Genomic DNA, 24,595 nt, shown 5'->3' on the forward strand with positions numbered 1-24,595 from the left:
ACCCTCTACACGATGATAGAAGGTCCTCGAAACATTTCTTACAAGTGTTCACGCGCTTCTTTAGCAGCATTAACGAGTTTGATCAAGCTTTCTTTTGTTTCTTTAATTCCACGAGTCTTCAAACCACAGTCAGGGTTGATCCAAACTTTGCCACTTGGTACTTTTGCCAAGATTGCTTCGATGGTATGATCAATTTCACCGTCTTGTGGGACACGTGGTGAGTGGATATCGTAAACCCCAGGTCCAACTTCTGTTTGGAAGTTTTTTGCTTTCAACTCATCCAAGATTTCAAGGTTTGAACGGCTTGCCTCAAATGAGATGACGTCAGCATCCAAGTTGTCGATAGCTGGGATGATATCTGTAAATTCTGAGTAACACATGTGAGTGTGGATTTGGGTGTCTGGTGCTACAGTTGAGTGTACCAAACGGAAGGCTGGAATCGCCCAGTCAAGGTAGTCTTCGTACCAGTCGCTACGACGGAGTGGCAATTTTTCACGAAGAGCAGCCTCGTCGATTTGGATGATCTTCACGCCTGCAGCTTCAAGGTCAAGAACTTCATCCTTGATGGCAAGAGCGATTTGAAGAGTAGAATCCTTGATAGAGATGTCTTCACGTGGGAATGACCAGTTAAGAATGGTAACAGGTCCAGTCAACATCCCTTTAACAGGTTTGTCTGTACGGCTTTGTGCGTAGCTAGACCATTTCACAGTGATTGGGTTGAGACGAGTCACATCTCCCCAGATGATTGGTGGTTTCACCCCACGCATACCGTATGATTGTACCCAACCGTTTTTAGAGAAGAGGTAACCAGACAAGTTTTGACCGAAGTACTCAACCATATCGTTCCGCTCGAATTCACCGTGTACAAGTACGTCAAATCCAACTTCTTCTTGCCATTTGATCCATTCGTCGATCGTTTCAGCAAGGAAGGCATCGTATTCTTCTTGTGTCAATTCACCCTTACGGAAGGCCAAACGTTTGGCACGTACTTCCTTAGTTTGAGGGAATGAACCGATGGTAGTTGTTGGAAGTGCTGGAAGCTTGAAGGCTTCTTTTTGGATTTCTTCACGTTCTGCGAAAGCTGGCAAACGAGTGTAGTCTGCTTCTGTCAAAGCTGCGATACGAGCATGAAGTTCAGCATTTGCTCCAACGCGTTCTGTTGCAAAGAGTTCTTTGTTGGCAGCAAGAGCTTCTGCCCCTTGACCATTGCGGATGGCATCCAAGTCACGCAATTCACCCAATTTTTCAACTGCAAAGGCGAAGTGGTTCAAAATAGCTGGTTCAAAATCTTCGTTAGCCGTTGTAAATGGCACATGAAGAAGGGAGCAAGAAGTCGTCAAGACAACCTTTTCAGCTGGAACTTGATCCAAGATTTCCAAACTCTTTTCATAGTTGTTGCGCCAGATGTTTTTCCCATTCACAATACCTGCATAAAGGGTCTTATCAGCTGGGAAGCCACCTTTAACGAGTTCAAGTGTTTTCTTGCCTTCAACAAAGTCAAGACCAATACCATCTACTGGCAAGTTCACAAGATCATTGTAGACATCACGAACATCACCAAAGTAAGTTTGGATCAAGACTTCAAGGCCTTTCTTGTCAGCCAAGAGTTTGTTGTAGAGGTTCAAGAAGAGAGCTTTTTCTTCAGCTGACAAATCTTTGACAAGAGCTGGCTCATCGAGTTGAATACGAGTCGCACCAAGCTCAGCCAATTTGGCAAAGACTTCTTGGTAAGCAGCAACCAAGCTGTCGACGAAGTCTTCAGCTTTCACACCATCTTCAAAGTCAGATAATTGAAGGAAAGTGAATGGTCCAACCACTACTGGACGAGTGTTGATCCCCAATTCTTTGGCTTCTTGGTACTCATCAAAAATCTTGTGACCAGCCAATTTCACTTCTGTCGCTTTTTCAAATTTAGGAACGATGTAATGGTAGTTGGTGTTAAACCATTTTTTCATTGGAAGGGCACGGACATCCCCTTTTTCACCTTGGTAACCACGCGCCAAAGCGAAGTATTGTTCAAGGTCTGTCAAATCCAAGTTTTGAACAGATGCAGGCACGACGTTGAAAAGGAAGGCCGCATCAAGGAAATTGTCGTAGTGTGAGAAGTCATTTGAAGGAATCTCTGAGATGCCTTGTTCTTTAACAATGTTCCAGTGTTTTGCGCGCAAGTCTTTAGCAGCTACCAAGAGCTCGTCTGCTGAGATTTCTTTTCTAAAGTATTTTTCAGTTGTAAATTTTAATTCACGGAATTCACCCAAACGTGGGAAACCGATAATTGTAGTTGACATGTTGTGTCCTCCAAAAATTCTAATTGACACTATCATATCAGAAGATAGCCGTCTTGTATAATTGCTTTTACACGAATTTTGATATAGCCAAAAACTATAACACAGATTTAATAGGCCTTGAGAGCAGAAATCAAAATCAAAAACTAGGACTTCTTATAAATATTTCCTATAACCCAAGCATCCCCAAAACCATTTTTGAGCGGATTTTAAGCGGATTTTTGAGCGGATTCTGCTAGAAGAACAGCCCCTAAAAACTAAAGAAGGCCTTCTCTACTGAGAAAGACCTGCTTTTATAAGGAAGTTCGTTCCTTAATTTTTTTCATTTGCTTCATTAGGCTAATTTGACACAGAAGGCATCCCAAGGGGCTAACTTGCCCGATTCGAGGACCTGCTCCACCTTGGTATTGGCAATGAGAACCTCTTCAACTCCATTGACAAGTGGTAAGTCTTGCTCTTGACTTGAGAGATTGACAACGACGAGGTAGGCTTGCACTCCTTCTACCCGCTTGTAAGCAAAAACCTTGTCTACTGCGTCCACCAATTCATAATCAGCCGTCACAAGCCAAGGATACTCTTTTCTCAAGGCCACCAGAGTTTGATAGGTATAGAAAATGGAGTCTGGATCTGCTAGAGCAGCCTCAACATTGATCTCTTTGTGGTTTGGGTTGACCGCAAGCCATGGTTGACCTGTCGTAAAGCCAGCTTCTGCCTCATCATTCCACTGCATCGGTGTCCGTGCATTGTCCCGACCAATATGGCGGATCTGATCCATGATCACTTCGAGTGGCACTCCTTTTTCTAAGGCTTCATGGGCATAGTTGATTGACTCGATATCTTCTACATCCTCGAGGGTCTGAAATGGATAATTGGTCATCCCGATTTCTTCTCCTTGATAGATATACGGAGTCCCCTTCATCAAGTGAAGCAGAATTGCTAAAGCCTTGGCAGATTTGACACGGTAGTCGCCATCATCCCCCCAAGTTGACACAATCCGTGGGAGATCGTGGTTGTTCCAAAAGAGGGAATTCCAGCCTTCGTCTTTTCCTAATTCCGTCTGCCACTTGGTGAAAATTTCTTTCAATTTTGGCACATCCAATTCCTTAGCGTAGTGCCATTTTGGTTGACCCGGTTGGTATTGAAGACCAATGTGTTCAAATTGGAAGACCATGGACAATTCTTGATTTTTTGGATTGGAATATTGCTTAGCAATCTCTGGAGTCGCTCCCCAAGTTTCTCCCACGGTGAGCAGATCCTTATCGCCAAAGGTAGCTTGATTCATTTCCTTCAAATAAGGATGGAGCATGGGACCATTGCTGATGATTTCCTGATCTGGGATCTTACCGATCATATCGATGACATCCATACGGAAGCCACCAATCCCCTTGTCAATCCAGAAATTCATCATGTCATAGATCTGATGACGAAGCTCCTCGTTTTCCCAGTTGAGGTCTGGTTGCTTCTTACTGAAGTTATGCAGGTAGTATTGGCCTGATGCTTCATCCAATTCCCAAGCAGAGCCACTAAAAGCAGAAATAATACCATTGGGCTCATTGCGCCAAATATAGAAATCCCGCTTTGGACTATCTGGATTTTCACGTGCTTCGATAAACCAAGCATGCTCATCAGAGGTATGGTTGACCACCAAGTCCATGATGATTTTGATCTTGCGTTTATGGCCTTCTGCGATCAATTCTTCCATATCTTCCATAGTCCCAAAGATGGAGGCAATATCCTCGTAATCCGAGATGTCATAGCCGTTATCATCCATGGGACTCTTGTAGACTGGTGAGAGCCAGATCGCTGTAATCCCTAATTTTTCCAAGTAGTCTAGCTTGCTCGTGATCCCCTTGAGATCCCCGATGCCATCGCCATTACTATCCTTGAAACTCTTTGGATAAACTTGGTAAATTACGGCATTATGCCACCATTTTTGTTCCATTTTTTTCTTCTCCTTTATGATTGTGAAATCACTTTCATCTTACAATAATAGGGGTGAAATTGCAAGAATTTACAAGTCTTCATTCTCTTCACTGGAATAAATCACTTCAAAGAGACGTTGACGCAAACCTTCCTCTAAAGGCGTAATGATCTTCATCAACTGTTTCCAATCCTTGGCTGTTGAACAAGTCGCAAATAATTCATTCTTTCTATCGTAGGCCAGGTTGGCAGATTTCAAGAGCTCAAACATCCGATCTTCTTTTGCGGTAGGACGCGATTGCAGCTCACCCATCGCAATCTCCTGACTGTGATTGTCCACTAAGATAGGGGCTGTCTCAAAGGTATGGAGGAAGAACCGGTGCTGTCTCTTTTCAGGAAGCAGCGTTCGATCACCTGTTACATCCAGCCTAATCTTTCTTTCATCCCAATTGACAGTTAGGCGGGTTTCAACCCTGTTATCTCCTTCTCCTTCGACGAGTACGAAGGAACGATTGTCACCTGGGAAAAGATGCCAGTCCAGCATTTCTGGGAGCTCTACCCCTGTCTGCGGTTGTGCATCCATAGGGATGATGGCTCCTGCACGCGCAAGGACCGGAATATCCTGGCTAGCTCTAAAGACTGTAAGCTTGCCTTTTCCTTCGTACTTCCAATCATGGAAGAAATCATACCAAACTCCGTCTGGGAACCAAACACTCACAGAAGCACTATGATAGACAGGATCCAGAGCCTCTGTAATTGGGGCCACCATGAGTTCACTACCAAAGAAATATTGATTTTTAGCCTCATAAGCCTCTTCTTCGTTTGGGTAATGGTAATAGAGAGGCTGAACCAAAGGCAGTCCTTCTTCATGCGTCGCCACATTCATGGTGTAAAGATAAGGCAGTAAGCTGTGACGCAGGCGCAAATACTGCTTCATCCAGCGACAGGTCTCAGGCGAGTAAAACCACGGTTCCTTGCTGTTAAAGGCATTACAAGAACTATGGAGACGATTGATCGGGCTAAAGACCCCAAATTGCAACCAGCGAAGAGCCAAATCTTCATCATAGTAACCCCGCATATGGCCACCAATATCGTGACTCCACCACGTATAACCGATATTTGAAGCTGTGCTGGTAAAATAGGGTTGAAAGGCTAGGGATTCCCAAGTCACAATGGTATCCCCTGAAAAACCGATCGGATACCGGTGGCTGCCAGGACCCCCATAACGCGATAAGATGAGACCAGCTTGGCCTTTTCGGCAATTGTCTAGATAATGATAGTGATTTAACAACCAAAGGGGATCCATCTTGCCATGACTTCCCTGTTGCCAATCAATCCACCAAAAGTCGACTCCTTGATTTTCCAAGGGATGGTGGACATCTTCGAAATAAGCTTCGCGAAAGGCTGGACTGTAAAAGTCAAAGCTAGCCGCTTCTTCTTTTTCCGCATCTAATCCCAAGCGTTTTGCAACCATAGGGTAAGCATCTTCGAAGGCGCGAATGCCATCTGCTGGATGGACATTTAAGGTCACCTTTAAACCACGCTCATGAAGACCATGTAAGAAGGCTGCTGGATCAGGAATCAAGTCCCGGTTCCAACTATAGCCCGTCCAACCACTTCCAAAGCGAGCAGGAATCGCTGTCTTATGCCAGTCCATATCGATCACACTGACAGCCAAAGGCACCCCTTCAGCTTTGAAACGATCCATTAAATCTGTGTACTCCTGACTGGTATAAGGCCAATACCGACTCCACCAGTTTCCCAGAGCATAACGTGGCAAGAGGGGTGGTTGTCCCGTCAGATGGTAAAAATCTTTCAAGGCCCCTAGATAATCGCGCCCATAACCGAAGAAATACAGATCCACTTCTGGACATGGCCGTGCTCTATATCCGCTTTCGACATCATACAAGTAGGAACTGGAATCGTCCAAAAGAGCATAACCGGCCTTGCTCAAGATCCCATCTTCCAACTCCATAGCTCCATCGACCTCGTCAAGCGTCCGACTGGTCCCTTTCAAGGTCTCAGGCTGATCTCCATAGTGCCACCGGCTACCATAGACTGCATACTGACCCTTGAGCTCGATAAAAAGCCGATCCGGTGTAAAAGGTCCCTTTTCAAAATGAAGGTGGAGATGCTCCGTATGCAGATCGAGGACCTCTTCTGTCTCTACGACCTCATAAGCAACAGGTCCAAAATCACGATTTTGCACAACTTGCGTCTGACCATCTTCAAAAACACCATCCTCTGAGTATTCCAAGCGAACCAAAGATTCCGTTAATACGGAGATTCGGTAGTTCTCTCCCTGTATCACTGATCCTGCCATTTGTCTTTCCTCCTCTTTTTATAGGGCATCTGACTGCCCGCTTTTTATCTGCTCCGCCTCTCCGTGTAGGCGTTTACGATTTTACTATAGCACTCAAAAAAAGGCCTGTCAACACCTGACAGAGCCTTTCCTAAAATTTTATAAGATCAACTTCCCCAATGGATCAAGAGATACATGAGACTCGATCCAAACATATCTGCCAAGGCATGCATGAGGAAAAATGGCAAGAGATTCTTGACGACCTTGAGGACGGACGTTAGGTGAAATTATCCAGTGGATGATTTCAGCAATCCAGGAAGCTCCATGACTAAATTAAGATACAGAGGGTGTCTGCGGAGTAAAAATTAAAAATCATATTTCTGCAGAATCATTTCACCTATTTTAGTTAAGAAATAGGTTATCAACATTCTGAGGCCGGGACAAAAGTCCTAGCCTCTTAATTGTTTTTGGATTGTTGAGCAAGACGCAGTGGTTGAGTGGGCTCTACTACGCTGATTCATCAGCTTTTACAGCCCTACTCAACTGTGCGGAGGTGGGACGACGAAATCGAATTCTAATGAATTACCGATTTCTGTCCCACTCTCAATTACACGATTAGTCTAACAAGTCTTGGATTCTATCCAGATACTGGTTGTCTGTCACCGCCATCACGCGCACCCCTTCTGGCCAGATAAAGTCGGGAGCAATCTGAATATGAAGCGGTTGATCTTCCGCATCTCGATAACCAATAATGTTGAGATGGTACTCCTCTCTGACAGCCAAGTCCTGAAGGCTTTTTCCTACCCAGCTGGATGGAACCGTAAACTCGACTACTACCACTTCTTCATCCAACTGGAAAACTTCAATCCGGTGTTGGAAAAGAACCATTTTAGCGAGGGACATGCCTGCTTCTACCTCTGGCAGGATGACCAAATCAGCCCCAATCTTTTCCAGAATTTCTTTGGTCACTTCATTTTTGACCTTGGCAATGACGTGCTCGACACCTAGTGCCTTACAGTGCATGACAGCCAGCACACTGGACTCCAGGTTTTCACCCGTCGCGATCACGACTGTGTCACAGTTCCCAATATCTGCTGCATCCAAGAGGTCCAACTCCGTAATGTCTCCAACAATTCCAGTCGTAATCATGGATTCATATTGGTTGATCACATCTGCGTGATCATCAATCGCAACAATATCCACATCCTGGTCTTGCAGGGTTTTCAGGACACTCTGTCCAAAAATTCCTAATCCTAAAATTCCAATGGTACGATTTGCCATAAGTCTCTCCTATCCGATAATGATGTCTGCTTTAGCATATTGCAAGGCATCTGCCTTCTTAGCTTTGTAATTGTTCAAACTGACCATAAGGGTCAAGGGGCCGATCCGACCGATAAACATGAGGACCATGATAATGCCTAGTCCCGCCCCATTTAAGGTCGAGGTCACATTGGCTGTCACACCTACTGTCGCTAGAGCCGATACTGCCTCAAAGACCAGGTACAAAAAGCGTTGACCATCCGGAGTCACGAGACAAAGACCAAAGAGTCCAAGGAGAAAAGTCAACTGGAAAATCACTGCCGTCCCCAAAGAGCGTTGGACCAAGTCTGGTGCGATGGTGCGTTTACCCAGGTTGGTATGTGGCAAGCCGAGCAACTCTTTGCGCGCTAAGAGAATCAGCACCAAGAAGGTGGTGATCTTCATCCCTCCTGCTGTCCCGCCTGGTGCTCCTCCTAGGAACATCTGTAAGAGATAGATAAAGAGCGTCACTGGCCGGACTGCTGTATAATCTAGCGAAGCAAAACCAGCTGTCCGCATACTGACAGTTTGGAAGAAGCTGACCAAGATCTTCTCTCCTAATGGAAGGGACCCAATCGTTGCTGGATTATTAAACTCGGTCAAAAGACTAGTCACTGTCCCAAAGAGAAGGATCGCAGCTGTTAACCAGAGAACCACCTTGGTATGGAAGCGAAGAGTTCGCCGCCCTGATTGATTGCGGGCCTTGGTGGCTAGGTCAAACCAGACCATGAAGCCCAAGCCTCCGGTAATGATCAGAGCAGACAAGGTCAGATTGACCAACCAATCGGTCTGGAAACTCATCATACTATCGCCCCCAAAATTATCAAAGCCCGCATTACAAAAGGCCGAGACAGCAACAAAGATGGAGTTAAAGATCCCATGGCCCCAGCCAAAGCGAGGAATAAAGCGAGTCATGAGGAGCAAGGCCCCCAGTCCTTCGATGGTAAAGGTGGTAATAAAGATGGAGCGGACAAAACGGGCCAAACTCTGGTTATTGCTAAAACTAAAGCTATCCCGAATGGTCTGCCGATCCTTGTAACTGAGCTTTTGGCGACCTTCCATAAAGAAGAGACCGATAAAGGTCAAAATCCCTAATCCCCCAATCTGGATCAAGAGCATACAAATCAATTGCCCCCAGCCATTATAGGTCGAAGCCACCGACTGGGTAAAAAGCCCCGTCACACAAACCATAGAGACTGCTGTAAAGAGGTGATCGATATAGCCTGCTGTTGAGCTTACTTGCTGGACAAAGGGCAAACTCAGTAAGAGCGAGCCCATCAGGATAACCAAGGCAAAGCTGAGAAAGATCCGCCTTGCCGGAGACAGGCGAGTCAGTTTGGCTCGCCATTGTTTAAAATATGATTTCACTAACATAGCTTCATTGTATCATAAAAAGAGAATAGACCTACAAGTAATGAACCATTTCTAGGCATAATTCTAAGGCCTTCTCGAATGCTTCAGAGCCCCAGTCACGCTGGTCATAATTTTCCAGGTCTGCAAGAGAATCTGCGGTAAAGAGGAGCAAGCCCCAAACCGCCCCACGAAGTTGAGCCACTGCAGCAAGGGAGGCGCACTCCATCTCCACCACACTACACCCTTCTTCGATGCGATAGGCCACCTTGTCAGGTGTTTCCCTATAAAAACCGTCGGTCGACCAGGTCATGACCTCTTGATAAGGAATGGACGCTTGTTTGAGAACTGTTTCAATAGCAGTCAGGGCACGGCCGTCCACCTCTATATAACGGGAGGGCGCCACATAATGGTAACTGGCTCCCTCATCTCGCAAGGCCTTGGTAGGGATCAAGAAGGCATTTTCTTCTATGTCCACCAAGACCCCACAGCTACCTGCCGATATAATCTTCTTCACCCCATAGCCAATCAACCAATCCATGAATTGGGCAGCAGCTGCAGATCCAACTGGCGCTTGGGCCAAGCAGATTTCCTCTCCTTGGTGCTCCATAACATAGACCGGATAGACCTTGGTAGCTGAGACAAAGCTAGCTACTTGTTTGGCTCCAACAGCTTTGGCAAAGCGATCAATCTCATCCTCCAGGAAAGCATAAACACATTTTTCGGGTAGGTGCAGGTCTAACCCCTCATGGGTCGGCATAATGACTGCCTGCGGATTGTCGTCAAACTCTAAAATGGGTATTTCATGTTTATGGATCATTGTTTCTCCTTTTTGACGAGTATTTCTTTAATGACACGGGCTGGGTTTCCTGCAAGGACCACATTGTCTCCAAAGGACTTGGTGACCACTGCCCCAGCGCCAGCGACCACATTATCACCCAGCGTCACTCCAGGAAGGATAGTAACGCCTCCTCCTGCCCAGAAGTTGTCTCCTATCGTAATCGGAGCTCCGTACTCGAGACCAGAATTGCGCTCGTCTGGATCCAGTGGGTGCAAGGGCGTCAAAAATTGGCAATTGGGACCAATCATGGCATTATTGCCGATCGTAATGGGACAAATGTCCAACATGGTCAAATTGTAATTGGCATAGAAATTTTCTCCTAGATGGATGTTGACCCCATAATCCACAAGAACCTGACGATTGAGATAGAGGTTTTCACCGGTTGATCCAAACCACTCTTTGATGATAGCTGCCCCTTTTTTAGGATCCACCTCTTGGTTAAAAGCTTCTTGTTTCTCCCGAGAGGATTGGGCCAAAGCCCGTAATTCAGGGTCCGCAGGTCTATAGTAGTCACCCGCAATCATTTTTTCATATTCACTGGCCATAAGGAAACCTCCACGTTATTTTGACATATTATAGCAGAATTCCCCCTTTAAAACAAACGTCAGAATAAGGGTTTGCAAGAAAAAAGATCGTAAACACTTAAAAAAACTTAACAAAACTTGCATCCACTTACAAAATGGTGTACAATGAAGACAAGAACAGAAATAAGGAGCGAATTCATGTACCAGGAACAGCGACTCGAAAAAATATTAGAACTCTTAGAAGAGCGAAAACAGCTATCGGCTAAAGAAATGGTTGATTACTTTAAGGTTTCAAAAGATACTATTCGCAGAGACTTTGCCCTTCTTAGCCAACGCCAGCTGGTCCGCAGAACCCATGGTGGTCTCCTTCCCTTAAACAAAGAACCCGGCCCTTCTTATCTAGACCGTAGTCAGAAAGCCAACAAGGAAAAGACTGCCATGGCTCAAAAGGCCCTGCAATTGATCCAAGATGGACAAGTGATCTTTCTCGATGTTTCCACCTCGATGACCCTGCTTGCTGGTTTGCTTAATAAGGAAGTCACAATCTATTCGCATTCCCTTGACAATGCCATCCAGCTCAGTAGCCATTCCCAGGTTGACTTTCATCTTTTAGGAGGAAAATTCTACCCTAAAAACCGCTTCTACTATGACGCGAATCAAGCACAAATACTGGACAATCTTCGCTTTGATCTCGCTTTTTTTGGAGCGAGTAGCTTAGCCAATGGCGAAGTCACCTTTGAGGATGCTGAAGACGTTGCCGTCAAGTCTCTCGTTTTTGAACGAGCTCGTACCAAGATCCTTGTGGCAGAAAGCAGCAAGTTCTCCCAAAATGCCAACTACTATCTTGCTCGTCTCAAGCAATTTGATTATTGGATTACCGACCAAAAACCAAGCCCTGAAATCCTTAAACAAGTCGGCAACGAAACCACTATTCTCTATTAGGAGGTAATCTTTATGTCTCACATTCGTCTCATCATCAGCGATATCGATGGCACCATCTTAAATGACCACCATCAGATCGATCCACAGTTAGCATCATTGATCCCGGATTTAAAGCGTGAAAAGATTCCTTTCGTGCTGGCCTCTGCTCGCTCTCCAAAAGGGATGGCACCCATTGCCAAAGAGCTCGGCATAGAAGACTGTCCTATGGCCTGCTACAATGGAGCCTTGATCCAAAAAGGAGAGCAGGTTCTGTTTGAGCATCCCTTAGACAAGATTGAAGCCCGTCAATTTATTGATTGGGCCAACCAACACTTTCCTCAGGTTTCGATCAACCTCTATAGTGGAAAAGACTGGATGACCGATCATCTCGACCAATGGAGCCAAGAGGAGGCCCGGATTACAGGAGAAAAACCTATCATTCTTCCCCTATTGGATCCTTTACTGGATGCGACAAAGCCCCTCCACAAATTGCTCTTAATTGGGGAAGCAGAAGAGATCCAAGCCCTCTATCGTGCTATTTCTACCGACGACTTCCCTTCTACCGCCTTTTATCTCTCCAAAGCCAACTACCTAGAAGTCACGGCTAAGCACGTCTCTAAAGAGGATGCTCTGGTTGAACTCGCCAACCACTACCACTTGATCTTAGAAGAAGTCCTCACCATGGGGGACAACTTCAATGACCTTCCTATGCTCAAAAAAGCAGGCATCGGGGTCGCTATGGGCAACGCTCCTCAAGAGGTGAAAGACGGAGCAGCAGTCGTGACAAAGACCAACAATGAAAACGGGGCTGGGCAAGCGGTTGAAACCTATGTGTTGATTTAGTCATCCGTTTAAAAAGGACGTCGAGTATAATACCCGACGTCCTTTTATAGATCTATTGACGAATGTATAGCACTAAAACTACACCATTTTCATATAAATGCTATCCCAACAATGTCTGCAGAATTGGAACCACAATCACAAATAAGACTGTGCTGAGAGTGACCACATTCGTTGAAAACTCAACATCACCTTTACCTTGATTGGCAAGGATAGGAAGAACTGCCAAGGCTGGTGTTGCTGATTGAATCATAAAGGTTCTAAATTCTGGTGCCACCATATTTGGAGAGAAGAACTTCAGAACCAAGAGCATGATGACCGGTGCAAGAATAAAACGACCAACCAGTGTGATAATGGTATCTTTATCAAAGCGAATCGTCTTAAGTCCTGCCTTAGCTAGGACGATACCGATATAGACAAGAGATAAGGGCGTTGTTAAACTACCAATATAAGTCAAGGTACTTTCCGCAAAACTTGGAACAGGAATACGCAACACCAAAAAGACGAGGGCTACGAGAAAACCTAATAAAGGAGCTGGGAAAAGCTTCTTCCAATTAAATGTTTGAGCCTGTTTTGAAGCCCCTTCTTTACTATCAGAAGTCATCAGATAGACACCTAATGTCCAAGTAGATACTGTATTTGTAATATAATAAACCAAGAAGTAAGGAAGGGCTTGATTTCCAAACAAAGCGATATTTAAAGGCAAACCAATAAATATGGTATTGGCATTAACAAAGGTATTAATCATAGTCCCTCGACGACCTGGGCGCACTTTAAAAACTTTCACTGCGATAAAGGCCGCTAGGTAACCAAGAATGAAGGCGATAAACGTGTACAACAAACCGCCAGACAAGCTAATCAGCTTATCTAAAGTTAAATATTTAAGAACAGAGGTGAAAATTGCAACAGGCATGGCCACGTTCATAATGAGCTTAGACAAGTCATTTCCGAAACTCTCTTGGAACCAACCGCGGACTTGCAAGAAATAACCAAGAATGATGATGACGATAATGGGTACAATACTCTGAATTGACGTTAAAAAGATTTCCATAGTCTCCCTTTCTATCTAACAAGACATACACAAAAGGTGTACGAGGCATCCCGTCGCACTCGTACACCCCATTCCCATTTACTTATTTATATTCTGGGTACCATTTCAAATCACGGACCGCTTTAGCCATATCTGTTTCTTGAGCACGCGCAAGACCTTGTTCTTGCGCTTTTTTAGCAACTGCTTCTGCTACTTTGATAGACACATCAGCTACATACTTGAATGGAGGTAAGACTGGTGCTCCTGGTTCGCCTGGATTGACAATACCACTCAATGAATGTGCGGCAGCTCCAATCATTTCATCCGTCAACAGACTCGCTTCAGAAGCCAGCATACCAAGTCCAAGACCTGGATAAATCAGTGCGTTATTCGCTTGACCAATCACGTAGTCCACACCTTTATAGGAAACTGTACCAGCTGGAATTCCTGTTGCAACAAATGCTTTTCCGTCTGACCATTCGATCAAATCTTTGGCACTTGCTTCAGCTAGTTTGGTTGGGTTTGACAATGGGAAAATGATAGGACGTTCAGTGTTTTCACACATAGCTTCTACAATTTCTTTTGTGAAAGTATTTGGCTGAGTTGAAGTTCCCACAAGAATGGTTGGTTTAACCGTCTTCACTACTTCAAGAAGGTCCGTCAACTGATCTGCATTGGCAAAATCAGAACGTTTCTTAGCAAATGGTTTTTGTTGCGGCGTTAAGTCATCCATATCATCAAAAAGGAGACCTTGTTTGTCGACCATAAAGAAGCGTTTATAAGCTTCTTCTTCAGGCAGACCTTCACTAACCATTTCACGAAGGACACGAGAAGCAATCCCTGCACCAGCAGTCCCACCACCATAGCAGAGATAAACTTGATCCGTTAATTTTTCACCTGTAATATCCAATGCCCCAAAGATCCCACCAAGGGTTACAATACCAGTTCCTTGGATATCATCGTTAAAGGTTGGGATTTGTTTTCGATATTTTTCAAGGATGTTGGCAGCATTTAAGCGACCGAAATCTTCCCAGTGAAGGTAGAGTTTAGGGAAAAGACGTTCTGCAGTTTGGACAAATTGATCGATAAAATCATAGTAACGATCACCACGCACACGTTCGTGGCGATTTCCCAAGTAATTAGGATTGTTACGAAGTTCTTCACGATTGGTACCTGCGTCAATGACCAAAGGAAGTACCATTGAAGGATCAATTCCTGCAGCTCCAGTATAGACCATCAGTTTCCCAACAGAAATATCGACACCATTTGTACCCCAGTCACCAATACCGAGAATACCTTCTGCATCTGTCACAACAATAAGACGAATTTCACGATCACCCGCTGCATTTTTCAAAGTCGCTTCGATATTTTCAGGGTGATTGATGTCAAGATAGGCCGCATATTGTGGGTCTACAAAAAGATCGCTATAGCCTTCGATGGTATCGGCAATAGTTGGATCATAAACAATGGGATTAAACTCTTCCAAATGTTGAGCAAATAGGTAGTAAAATAGAGTACGATTTGTATTAAAAATTTCCATTAGGAACAAACGTTTTTCCAAATCATTAACCTTTGTTTGCATTTGCGCATAAGTTTGCGCTGCTTGTTCTTCAATGGTTTGAACGTAAGGTGGTAGGAGGCCAATGAGACCTAGTTGCTTACGTTCCTCTAAAGTAAAGGCAGTTCCTTTATTGAGGAAAGGGTTGTTTAAAATATCATGTGCAGTCATCATGTGACCTCCTTATTAGTTTAATTTATTATACCACTTATTTGCATTAAATGACACTTTGTTCTATATATGATACAATATGAATGAATCACTCAATGAAAGTTCAGGCGATACAACCGAAAATGATGCGATTTCAATAGATAACAAAATAATAGGTTTATCCATCACTTCCTAGATAGTCACGGTCATCTCTTAAAAAAGCCTGTTCCTTTCCACCTTTTAGAAGGTTATTCTCATCAAAAGATCCACTGTTTTCAGGTACTCTTTTTTCCACTTATGATGATCAATACCTATAAAAACCATAGATAATAAATCTAAAATATGTTTGTTATAAAATACTTTGTTTTGTTTAAGGTGTTATTTTTGTCATTTAAAACTTGTATTCTGGTTACATGAAAACAAAACATTATTTACAACGGTATATAGCGCAAAAGGTCAAATATTTGCGAAAAAAACAAAACATGAGTCAAGAGGAGCTATCGGAACGGGCAGATCTTGGATTAAAATACATCAATCAATTGGAAAATCAAAACGTGAATCTGACCATTCACAGTCTTGAAAAAGTCATTGCTGCTCTTGAGTTAACGCCTGAAGAATTCTTCAATTTTAATTCACTCGAAGTGTCTTCAGATTCTACCGACAGCCTTTCACTTAAGAGAGTAAATATGAAAATTAAGCAACTTCCAGTTGGAAAAAGGGAGAAGATCCTAACGATTTTCGAAGATCTTTTAGATAGCCTTTAATGGTCCTCTGACTCACCTCAGATTGTAACAAACAAAAAATCATATAGTCAAATTAGCTATCACGGATAATTTTTGCTTATCCATGTCTGTCTATTTAGAAGAGGGAGCCCAATGAATCTTAAGGACTTTTATTATTTTCTTGATCTTAGTCAACAGCAATCCTTTACTGGGGTTGCCCAAAAACACGGGATCAGTCAACCATCCGTTTCCTATGCGGTTAAACGACTAGAAAAGGAATTTCACTGCCCATTAATCGCGCACGATCCTTCTCACCGTACTTTCAAATTAACGCCCCAAGGAGAAATCTTGCTACGACATATTCATAAGATCTTACCTGAGATCCAAGGGGCTAAAAAAGAGATCCTCCGGAGTCTTTCTCAATTCAATACGATTGGTTTCCCACCAATCATCATTGACTATCTTGTCCGAAAACAACCCGCCTTTATCAGTAATGTTGCAGCTCTTCAAAGTATCCATCCTGTCCAAGAAGGGTCTGTTGAACTTTTAGAAATGCTTTCCAAAGGAGAACTAGATGCTAGTTTTTTAGGGAGTTTAGAACCGATTAAAGATCATCGCTTCCAGGTAAGAGAAATGGCCAAACGAGATCTCTTCTATATCCTTCATCACAACCATCCACTAGCCTCAAAAAAAGTATTACAATTTTCAGACGTCATCGATGAAGATTTTATCATTCCAGATGAGCACTTTGTTCATTTAAAAGCCTTTGAACAGTTGAATGAGCGCTATCACCATGAGGCTACGCCCTTCTTTCAGACGGATGATATTCAGCTTCTAAAACAACTCCTTCGTAAACAAGTGGGGATCAGTTTACTAGCAGATCTTGCACTAACAGATGGTGAAGAAGAACTGATCGCAATTCCGATGGCAGAAAATGAACGGATTAGTTTTTACGTTTCACTAGTTGAACCGAAGGAAAGTAATCTCAAACCGGAGGTCATCCAATTCTTTGAAAAATTACTAAACTAGTCGTAGTCTTTGTTCTTAGTGCTAATGCAGAAACATAAAAAAAGTGACTAGCTAGTATTTTTTACGACTAAAAAAAATAGTAGAAATGCCGATAAAATAAGGATTCCTGCAAATTTGTGGGAATCCTATTTTCTTTTATACACTTTGTATATTTAAATTATTTTGTGTATATTTTTCTTGTTAGGCTTTTTATTAATAATTAGGGATATAAAAGTAGACAAAACCCTTGATTATTATACCGTTGACAAGTTTTTCAAAAACCTGTATGATAGAAAAAAGTTTATTAAAAAGGGGACGTATTTTGAAAAAATATACTATTTCACGTAAACAAACTTTAACTTTAGCTTCCGTTGTTTTAGGAACTGTCTTCACAGGAACAACTATTGCTTCTGCTGATGACGTTGCACCTGCAACAACCCAAGCTACTCCTGCAGCTACTACAGCAGCAAAATCGCCTATCACGGCTGCAACCGAAGAAATCAACGCCAAAGCCAATACACCAGTTGTTCCTGTTGATAAAGCAAAAACTGGGGATGTTATCGCTGTGGACGTTAAAAAAACTGGCCCATCTGCTAAAACAGACGGTGCAGATACAACCACTACCTCAACAGCAACCATCAAAACGACTAGCTTAGCAGATCAAGACACACCTGTTGGCACTTCAAAACCAGTCTCTTCTACCAAGACAGCTACATCCACTAAAGAAACAGCTGACTACACTGAGACAACAACTGAAACAGTCAATAAAACAACTGTGGTCGAAGTTACAAAAGAAGCCGATATCGTCAATAAAAAAGAAGTTCAAGGAACATCCGACATCGTCTTTGTCATCGACAAATCAACTTCAATGGATTCTCACATCAGGGATACGATGAAGAATGTCGAGACCTTCGTTCGCAATCTATCGGCAAAAAATATTCAAGCTCGTTTAGGATTGGTTGAATACGAAAGAGCTAGTGAAGTTAAATACCATGATTTCAATGGATCTAAGTTCACAAGTGATACAGAAAGTTTCATTTCTGCTTTGAAAACCATTAAAACTAAAGGCTACTATGAAAATGCTACTGTTCCATTGCATCATATCGCTACTTCAGGAGACTACAACTGGGGGACTGGGGCAAACAACCATCGCTTTGCTTTCTTGATTACAGATGAGGACATTGATCTTACAAAGGATACACCAACAAAAGAAGCGACACTGAAAGCCCTTAAAGATGCTGGTATCTCTTTGACAGTGGTTGGTGAAACACGTGAAAAAAAAGACTTTGATCCATTGGTCAATGGAACAAATGGTCTCTACTTAGATATCGACAAAAACTTTGCTAACTTGTTGAACGTTCAATTTGCCAATAAAGTCGTTGAAACTGTCCAAAAAGGTCGTGTCTTCAAAGTCCAAACAGACAAGTATGAGTTGATCTCAAAAACTCATCGTGTGGCGAAAGTAAAACCACAAACTCCTAGCATCCAAACGCCTGCAACACCGACTCCTACTCCTCAAAAACCGGCTGTTGTAACCCCTGCGAAACCGACTGTATTCACACCTGCTAAAAACGAGCCTGCCAAAACAGCAGTCTATATCGCACCTGCAGCTCTTCCTCAAAAAGAAGCAAGTCTTCCAAATACAGGAAGCAAGACCTCAATTGCCTTGACAACTCTTGGCCTTGGTCTTCTTAGCATGAGTGCTGCCTTTGGCCTCTCTCGTAAAACAAAGAAAGACTAACATGAAAAGCCTAATCCGTTGATTGGGCTTTTTATCACTCAAAATTTCCCCTTTGCTATTTTCATTAGAAAGCGGAAATCTTCAACTTCTACCAAGAGATTCTTGTCCTCCACTATGATATAATGGGGACAGTACAAGGGAGGAAACCAATGTTACAAGAACTAGCCTTTACAGGCCAATGGAGACACTATCAAAAACGCGTTCTCGATAAGAGCGACGCTTTTATGGCGGATGGCCACCTGCATTTGGTAGCAGCTCCTGGCTCTGGAAAAACAACCCTGGGAATCGAATTTATCAGACGCTTTGGTCAGCCAACCCTGATTTTGGCTCCTACAGTCACCATTCGTCAGCAATGGGTGGACCGGATTATCCAGGCATTCTTGAGTGATGAAAGCCAAGCGCAGCAACTGATCTCACAAGACTTAAAACATCCTAAGCTGATGACAGTGGCTACCTATCAGGCCCTACACAGCGCCATGAACCAAGTCGTCGGTCAATCACAAGCTGAGGATACCGATGACCAGGCAGAGATTGAAACATTTGATTTTAAAGGCTTTGATATCTTTACTACCTTCAAAGCCATCTCACTCGGGACCCTTTGTTTAGACGAGTGTCACCACTTACGCAATGAATGGTGGAAGAGCTTGGAAGCCTTTCGTCAAGCCTTCCCAGACTTAAAGATGATCTCCCTCACCGCTACCCCTCCCTATGAAGGGGATCCCGCCCTTTGGGATCGCTATATCCGCATGTGTGGTGAGATTGACGAGGAAATTACGGTTCCCGAATTGGTCAAGGAAGACACCCTTTGTCCTCACCAAGACTATGTCTACTTTGCCTTTCCAACCAAGGAAGAGCAAGAGCAATTGGATGCTTTTAGCCAACAAAAGAATGCTCTCTTGCAGCAACTGACTTCCGATCCCCTCTTTTGCCAATACCTCCAAAACTGCCAAGCCTTATCGGGTCAGATCAGCGATGATGAATTGCTCAATGAGCCCCAGTATCTCTCTGCTACCCTGATCTTTCTTCGAAGCAAAGGAATCGACTTCCCCAAACGTTTCCAGGACCTCTTAGGAGCCAAGAAACTACCTGCTTTCACCCTGGACTGGCTTGAAATTCTCCTGCAAGGTCTGCTCTTTCAGGTACCTCACTGGTACAATTTACCAGAGGAATACGAGAAGCAAGTTCTCCATGAACTAAAAGCAGCCAGCTTGATCGATCGAAAACAAGTCAAACTGGTCCGCAACAAAAAACAAGACCTTCTGCTCAACCAATCCCTCGGAAAACTCAATGCAGTTCGAGAAATTTTCAAGGCTGAATACCAGGCCCTTGGAAGCCAACTACGACAACTGATCTTAACAGACTATATTCGTCAAGATTTTGAAGTTCATCTAGGAGATAAGGACGCCCAATTTACTCAATTAGGAGTGCTCTCTTATTTCGAATCTATTCGCAGGGAAAGCTTAGAGCAAGCAACTCCTCCTGCCATCGCTGTCTTGACCGGTAGCATCGTCATCATCCCGACGGTCTCTAAGCCAAGACTAGAAGACCTTCTAGGAGGGAATCGACTGACTTACCAAAGTGTCGGCCAATTATCTCCTGATGACTTTCTCAAGGTTCGCATGGTTGGTTCTCAACATGATTTGGTGACAGCTGTGACCCAACTCTTTCAAGAAGGGCTTATTCAAATCGTCATTGGAACCAAGTCACTTCTCGGAGAAGGCTGGGATGCTCCTTGCGTCAATTCCCTGATCCTAGCGAGCTTTGTAGGGAGCTTTATGCTCAGTAACCAAATGCGAGGTCGCGCCATCCGAGTGTGGCCCGAAGATCCAAATAAGACCAGTAACATCTGGCACTTGGTCTCTATCAACCTTTCCCTAAAGAAATGGTATGAAAAGTCCGATCTTGAAAAAGAAGAGATCGAAGCTATCACTGATCAGTTGAAAGAATATAGTCCTGATCTGGAGCTCTTAGAAAGACGGATGAAGCAATTTTTAGGTCTCCACTACAAGGAACCCTTCATCGAATCCGGTATCGAACGTCTAGCCTTTGACAATATCCGCTATACCAAAAAACAGTTGCAAAAACTCAATGAAGAGACCTTAGAGCGCTCCACCCATCGTCAAGAACTCCGAGACGGCTGGCAAAAAGCTCTTCCGATTCTGGAGAATATGGAGATTACAAATGAGGTCCAAGTGGATAAACACTTCCTGCCTCTAGCCCTATTTTTTGACGCTAGAAAGCTGGCTCGTTGGCTGACGGCCGCCGCTTTGACTGATGCTTTCGCCAACCTTTTTTACTATTCACATAGAGGAGGAGGGAATAAAGCGTCTCTAATTCTTCTAGTCGTTTTAGCTGTTCTCGCTCTCCTTGCTTGGCTCCGCTACTATCTCTATAAGAGTCCTTATAAACGGTTAGAAGTCTTCGGCCAGGCTATTCACCAAGCCCTGCTCCTCTTTGGGCATATTCAAACCCAGGAGACCCGTATCCAAGTCGTACGAGACAGAAAGGATGCCATCAACACGCTGATCTATTTGAAGGGCGGAACCATGCGAGAGAAAGAACTTTTTTCGCAAACCATGATCGAGTTTTTCGTACCGATTGAAAATCAGCGCTATATCTTGAAAGCACAAGAAAAGGTATCCGATCAAACAGAATATTTCGCCGTACCAAGCCTCTTTGACAAACGAAAAGAGGATGCCCAAGCCTTTGTGGAACAAATCCGAAAGAGTATAGGCAAGTATGACCTCGTCTATACCCGAAGTGTCGAAGGTCGTGCCATTCTCCTAGATGCGCGCATCAAGGCCTTAGCTAACAAACAAGAGCGTACCTTCACCAAGAAACAAGTGATGTCCAATTTGAAATAAGAATTTATTTCAAAATAAAAGAAAAGTCTAGTAGATTCATTTCTACTAGACTTTTTCATTACTCTATCACAATCATAGACTTAATAGTCTTGCGTTCATCCATATCTTTATAAGCCTGATTAATCTCTTCCAGTTTATAGCTTGAGGTAAAGACACGTCCTGGATTAATATCACCGTCAAGAACTGCTTTTAACAAAACTTGTTTATCATAAGTAGTAACTGAGGCTGCTCCACCTGCCACTGAGATATTTTGGGCGAAGGTAGAACCAAGGGCGCGATTATTGTAGTGAGGCACACCGACAAATCCCATGCGTCCTCCATTGTGAAGAACACCAAGAGCTTGATCAACTGCTGCTTCAGTACCCACACATTCAAGAGCAGCATCTGCTCCACCACCGAGAATTTCTCGCACCTTGGCAATCCCTTCTTCACCACGCTCAGCGACAACAGCTGTCGCGCCTGACTCCAAGGCCATTTGTTGACGGTCTTGGTGGCGACTCATGAGGACGATTTGCGATGCACCACGCATTTTGGCTGCGATAACCGCACATTGACCAACAGCCCCATCCCCGATAACGACAACCTTGTCGCCTTTTTGCACATTAGCTACTCGCGCTGCATGATAGCCCGTCGGCATGACATCTGCTAGCGTCAAGAAGGATTTAAGCATAGCTTCTGTATAATCAGAAGGTTGCCCTGGAATTTTGACAAGAGCCCAGTTGGCGTATTCGAAGCGCATGTACTCTGCTTGAACCCCATCAGACCAGTTGGTGCCGATATGACGGTCACAAGTCCCATCATAACCAGCACGACAGGCATCACACTCCCCACAACCATGGGTGAAAGGCGCAATGACAAAGTCTCCTGGCTTAACCGTTGTAATGGACTCACCGATTTCTTCGACGATCCCAATAGCTTCGTGGCCACTATTTTGATGACCTGCTTCAATATCAGGATTACGGTAACTCCAGAGATCGGATCCACAGACACAGGTGCGAACGATGCGGAGAATGACATCATCTGGCGCTTCAATGTGTGGACGTTCTACTTCTACTAGACCCACTTGCCCAGCTTTTGTATAGACTGTTTTCTTCATAGGAACAACCTACTTTCTATTGCTTACTTATCTACAGTATACACTTTTTATCGAGCTTCTACTCATACCAACTCGTCATTAATGGTGATGATCATGCCCATGACCTTGATCAGCTTCCAGTTCTTCGATCTTGCGTTTATGGGCTCGGTGGGTTGCCAAGTCTTCATCAACCTCAATTGTGACGTTTTGAAAGCCACAATCTTTGAGCAAGGTACGAATCGCTTCTTTGCAAACCTCCATGTGGTTGACATGCTCTAGACAAACATGGACAATGGCGTTTTTTTCCAAACCATCCATGGTCCATAGGTTTAGCTGATTGATACTAGCCACATGGTCCAACTGCTCCAAATCACTCTTAACTTGCTGAATATCTACTCCTTCTGGCACAGCATCCAGAAAAATCTTGAGCGTGCTCCAAAAACGTGGAATGGCTTTTGACAGAATAAAGATGGAAATGGCAAGAGATAAGAGCGGATCTAGGATATACCAGTCGGTAAATCGGAGGACAATGGCCATTAGGATAACAGCCACCCAACCCAAGGTATCTTCCAGAAAATGCAGGCTGAGAATGGATTCGTTCTTGGTTTGTCCTTTGCGAATGACGAGACTCGCTAGCACATTGATGCTGACAGCTATGATTCCAAGCCAGAGGATGCCTTCATCGTTGACAGGTTGTGGGTGAAAGAGTTTCGTTATATTTTCCAAAATAACCAGAACGGACCCTGTCATGAGAATCACTGCCGTTACCATGGCCCCTAAAAGGCTAAAGCGCTTGTAGCCCAAGGTATAGCGGCTGTCTTCTTCACGATTGGAAATACTCTCTAGAAAGGCGGAGATCCCAATAGCGATCGCATCTCCCAAGTCATGGACCGAATCCGCAAGGACTGCGCTGGATCCAAAAATCCCTCCTGCAATAAACTCAACAATGGCATAACTCAAATTCAAGAAAAAAGCGATCCAGACCGCATGTTTTGTCTTCATAATCCTATTTCCTTTGTTATAATAGATTCATGAACATCATGTTCATTATCATTATCTAACATTCACAACAGAAAGGATAGGGGCAAACCGTTTAGGGTGTACGTTACTGAACAGTTTGTTCTAAGTGTCCATATGACAGCACAGGATCGTCGCATCACCAAAACTCGAAAAGCTATCTATCAGGCTTTCTTACACTTACTCAACCAAAAAGACTACGAGGCCATCACGGTTCAAGAAATCATAGACCTTGCTGATGTGGGGCGCTCGACCTTTTACAGCCATTACGAGAGTAAGGAGTTACTACTGGATGAACTCTGTCAAAAACTCTTTCACCATCTCTTTGAGCGTGCTGAACACCTCTCACCACAAGACTACCTGGCCCATATCTTTCAGCATTTCAAGAAAAATCAAGATCATGTGACCAGTCTCTTACTCTCTAAAAACGATTATTTTATCCGGCAACTGCGAAAAGAGCTAGAACATGATGTCTATCCAATGGTGGCTGATGAACTCATCAAGACCCATCCAACTATCCCTCATTCTTATCTCAAGCATCTGGTCGTTACCAACTTCATCGAAACCCTCAGCTGGTGGTTGAAAAAAGGCAAGTCCTACACCGAACAAGAAGTGACCCAGTTTTATTTGGAGATTTTAAAAGTGGGGTCGAACTAGAAGGGAGTATTTTCAATGACCAGCGTACAATTTTACTTTCTATTTCCATCACTCTTCATGCTTCACGAACTGGAAGAAATCGTTTGGATGCCATCCTTTGTCAAAAAAATATCAATCCAGTATCCAAACAATCGAATCCTATCTTATTACACTCCTTTTGCTTTCAATGCCATTGTCTTGGAGCAATTTCTGATCCTAATGACATCGCTATATCTTAGTTACCAGTTTAACAACTACAGCATTTACGCAAGCATCATAATCGCTTATATCTACCATGTGTTCGGACATCTGATTCAGACAATCGTCCTTCGAAAATATGTTCCTGGCTTGTTAACGGGCATTTTAACAAGTTTGTTTGCTCTTTACAATCTCAAAAATGAATTTCCAATTAAACTTTATGGTTACTCACTTTTTACCTTATTGGTTATTATTTTAAATCTTGTAGTATCATTTATGATTATTCATAAAATCAGTCATAAAAAATAGTACTC

The 24,595-nt window shown here is 43.6% G+C and carries 19 protein-coding genes and 1 pseudogene; 8 read left to right on the forward strand and 12 right to left on the reverse strand.

Annotated features, from left to right (window positions below):
- Window positions 1-38 precede the first annotated feature (38 nt).
- From metE to RIN70_RS08395, 8 genes and pseudogenes are all read right to left on the reverse strand, one after another.
- On the reverse strand, window positions 39-2,288 hold the full coding sequence (gene metE / locus RIN70_RS08360) for a 5-methyltetrahydropteroyltriglutamate--homocysteine S-methyltransferase (RefSeq protein ID WP_070588691.1): 2,250 nt from the start codon (window positions 2,286-2,288) through the stop codon (window positions 39-41).
- A gap of 331 nt (window positions 2,289-2,619) precedes the next feature.
- Entirely contained in the window at window positions 2,620-4,227 is a 1,608-nt protein-coding gene (locus tag RIN70_RS08365) for an alpha-glucosidase (RefSeq protein WP_070588689.1), read from the reverse strand.
- Window positions 4,228-4,296: 69 nt separating this feature from the next.
- The gene (locus tag RIN70_RS08370; RefSeq protein WP_070595446.1) at window positions 4,297-6,528 is read right to left on the reverse strand and encodes a glycoside hydrolase family 31 protein; all 2,232 of its coding nucleotides are present in this window, start codon (window positions 6,526-6,528) and stop codon (window positions 4,297-4,299) included.
- Window positions 6,529-6,674: 146 nt separating this feature from the next.
- Window positions 6,675-6,770, reverse strand: a pseudogene (locus RIN70_RS08375) (CPBP family intramembrane glutamate endopeptidase); the annotation flags it as partial.
- Between the two features lie 352 nt (window positions 6,771-7,122).
- Window positions 7,123-7,788: a potassium channel family protein gene (locus tag RIN70_RS08380; protein WP_023919047.1), complete on the reverse strand. Its 666-nt coding sequence runs from the start codon at window positions 7,786-7,788 to the stop codon at window positions 7,123-7,125.
- 9 nt (window positions 7,789-7,797) lie between these two features.
- Window positions 7,798-9,180: a TrkH family potassium uptake protein gene (locus RIN70_RS08385; protein ID WP_070588687.1), complete on the reverse strand. Its 1,383-nt coding sequence runs from the start codon at window positions 9,178-9,180 to the stop codon at window positions 7,798-7,800.
- 31 nt (window positions 9,181-9,211) lie between these two features.
- Window positions 9,212-9,976, reverse strand: a complete 765-nt coding sequence (locus RIN70_RS08390) for a nucleoside phosphorylase (RefSeq protein WP_070588686.1) — start codon at window positions 9,974-9,976, stop codon at window positions 9,212-9,214.
- The gene (locus RIN70_RS08395; RefSeq protein ID WP_031574556.1) at window positions 9,973-10,542 is read right to left on the reverse strand and encodes a sugar O-acetyltransferase; all 570 of its coding nucleotides are present in this window, start codon (window positions 10,540-10,542) and stop codon (window positions 9,973-9,975) included. Before RIN70_RS08395 ends, RIN70_RS08390 begins: the two co-directional genes overlap by 4 nt.
- A 177-nt stretch (window positions 10,543-10,719) precedes the next feature.
- Here RIN70_RS08395 and RIN70_RS08400 point away from each other — a divergent pair, with 177 nt between their 5' ends.
- Together RIN70_RS08400 and RIN70_RS08405 are read left to right on the forward strand one after the other, a co-directional pair.
- Complete coding sequence (locus RIN70_RS08400) at window positions 10,720-11,463, forward strand: DeoR/GlpR family DNA-binding transcription regulator (protein WP_070588684.1); 744 nt, start codon at window positions 10,720-10,722, stop codon at window positions 11,461-11,463.
- 12 nt (window positions 11,464-11,475) lie between these two features.
- Entirely contained in the window at window positions 11,476-12,285 is an 810-nt protein-coding gene (locus RIN70_RS08405) for a Cof-type HAD-IIB family hydrolase (RefSeq protein WP_070588681.1), read from the forward strand.
- 100 nt (window positions 12,286-12,385) lie between these two features.
- Here RIN70_RS08405 and RIN70_RS08410 read toward each other — a convergent pair whose 3' ends face one another.
- Both RIN70_RS08410 and RIN70_RS08415 read right to left on the reverse strand, forming a co-directional pair.
- Entirely contained in the window at window positions 12,386-13,333 is a 948-nt protein-coding gene (locus tag RIN70_RS08410; RefSeq protein ID WP_049506358.1) for an AEC family transporter, read from the reverse strand.
- An 82-nt stretch (window positions 13,334-13,415) separates the two neighbouring features.
- Complete coding sequence (locus RIN70_RS08415) at window positions 13,416-15,041, reverse strand: malolactic enzyme (protein WP_070466726.1); 1,626 nt, start codon at window positions 15,039-15,041, stop codon at window positions 13,416-13,418.
- A gap of 392 nt (window positions 15,042-15,433) precedes the next feature.
- On the opposite strand from RIN70_RS08415, the gene RIN70_RS08420 reads away from it, so the two are divergent.
- The 4 genes from RIN70_RS08420 to RIN70_RS08435 all read left to right on the forward strand — a co-directional run bounded on the left by RIN70_RS08420 (window position 15,434) and on the right by RIN70_RS08435 (window position 21,355).
- Entirely contained in the window at window positions 15,434-15,784 is a 351-nt protein-coding gene (locus RIN70_RS08420) for a helix-turn-helix domain-containing protein (RefSeq protein ID WP_070595451.1), read from the forward strand.
- A 111-nt stretch (window positions 15,785-15,895) separates the two neighbouring features.
- Window positions 15,896-16,771 (forward strand): LysR family transcriptional regulator, encoded by an 876-nt coding sequence (locus tag RIN70_RS08425; protein ID WP_129823942.1) that lies wholly within the window; start codon window positions 15,896-15,898, stop codon window positions 16,769-16,771.
- Between the two features lie 301 nt (window positions 16,772-17,072).
- Window positions 17,073-18,491, forward strand: a complete 1,419-nt coding sequence (locus RIN70_RS08430) for a VWA domain-containing protein (protein ID WP_238676484.1) — start codon at window positions 17,073-17,075, stop codon at window positions 18,489-18,491.
- 149 nt (window positions 18,492-18,640) lie between these two features.
- The gene (locus tag RIN70_RS08435) at window positions 18,641-21,355 is read left to right on the forward strand and encodes a DEAD/DEAH box helicase family protein (protein ID WP_129823941.1); all 2,715 of its coding nucleotides are present in this window, start codon (window positions 18,641-18,643) and stop codon (window positions 21,353-21,355) included.
- 58 nt (window positions 21,356-21,413) lie between these two features.
- On the opposite strand, the gene RIN70_RS08440 is transcribed toward RIN70_RS08435, so the two are convergent.
- Together RIN70_RS08440 and RIN70_RS08445 are read right to left on the reverse strand one after the other, a co-directional pair.
- The gene (locus RIN70_RS08440; RefSeq protein WP_129823940.1) at window positions 21,414-22,451 is read right to left on the reverse strand and encodes a zinc-binding dehydrogenase; all 1,038 of its coding nucleotides are present in this window, start codon (window positions 22,449-22,451) and stop codon (window positions 21,414-21,416) included.
- A 78-nt stretch (window positions 22,452-22,529) separates the two neighbouring features.
- A complete protein-coding gene (locus RIN70_RS08445; RefSeq protein WP_129823939.1) occupies window positions 22,530-23,432 on the reverse strand; it encodes a cation diffusion facilitator family transporter in 903 nt (300 codons plus the stop codon).
- 132 nt (window positions 23,433-23,564) lie between these two features.
- On the opposite strand from RIN70_RS08445, the gene RIN70_RS08450 reads away from it, so the two are divergent.
- Both RIN70_RS08450 and RIN70_RS08455 read left to right on the forward strand, forming a co-directional pair.
- Window positions 23,565-24,104 carry a TetR/AcrR family transcriptional regulator gene (locus RIN70_RS08450; protein WP_155200358.1) on the forward strand — a complete coding sequence of 180 codons (540 nt, stop codon included), beginning with the start codon at window positions 23,565-23,567 and terminating at the stop codon, window positions 24,102-24,104.
- Window positions 24,105-24,119: 15 nt separating this feature from the next.
- The gene (locus RIN70_RS08455; protein ID WP_129823938.1) at window positions 24,120-24,590 is read left to right on the forward strand and encodes an HXXEE domain-containing protein; all 471 of its coding nucleotides are present in this window, start codon (window positions 24,120-24,122) and stop codon (window positions 24,588-24,590) included.
- The last annotated feature ends 5 nt before the right edge of the window (window positions 24,591-24,595 follow it).

It is taken from the genome of Streptococcus parasanguinis, assembly GCF_032163505.1.
GTDB lineage: Bacteria > Bacillota > Bacilli > Lactobacillales > Streptococcaceae > Streptococcus > Streptococcus parasanguinis_V.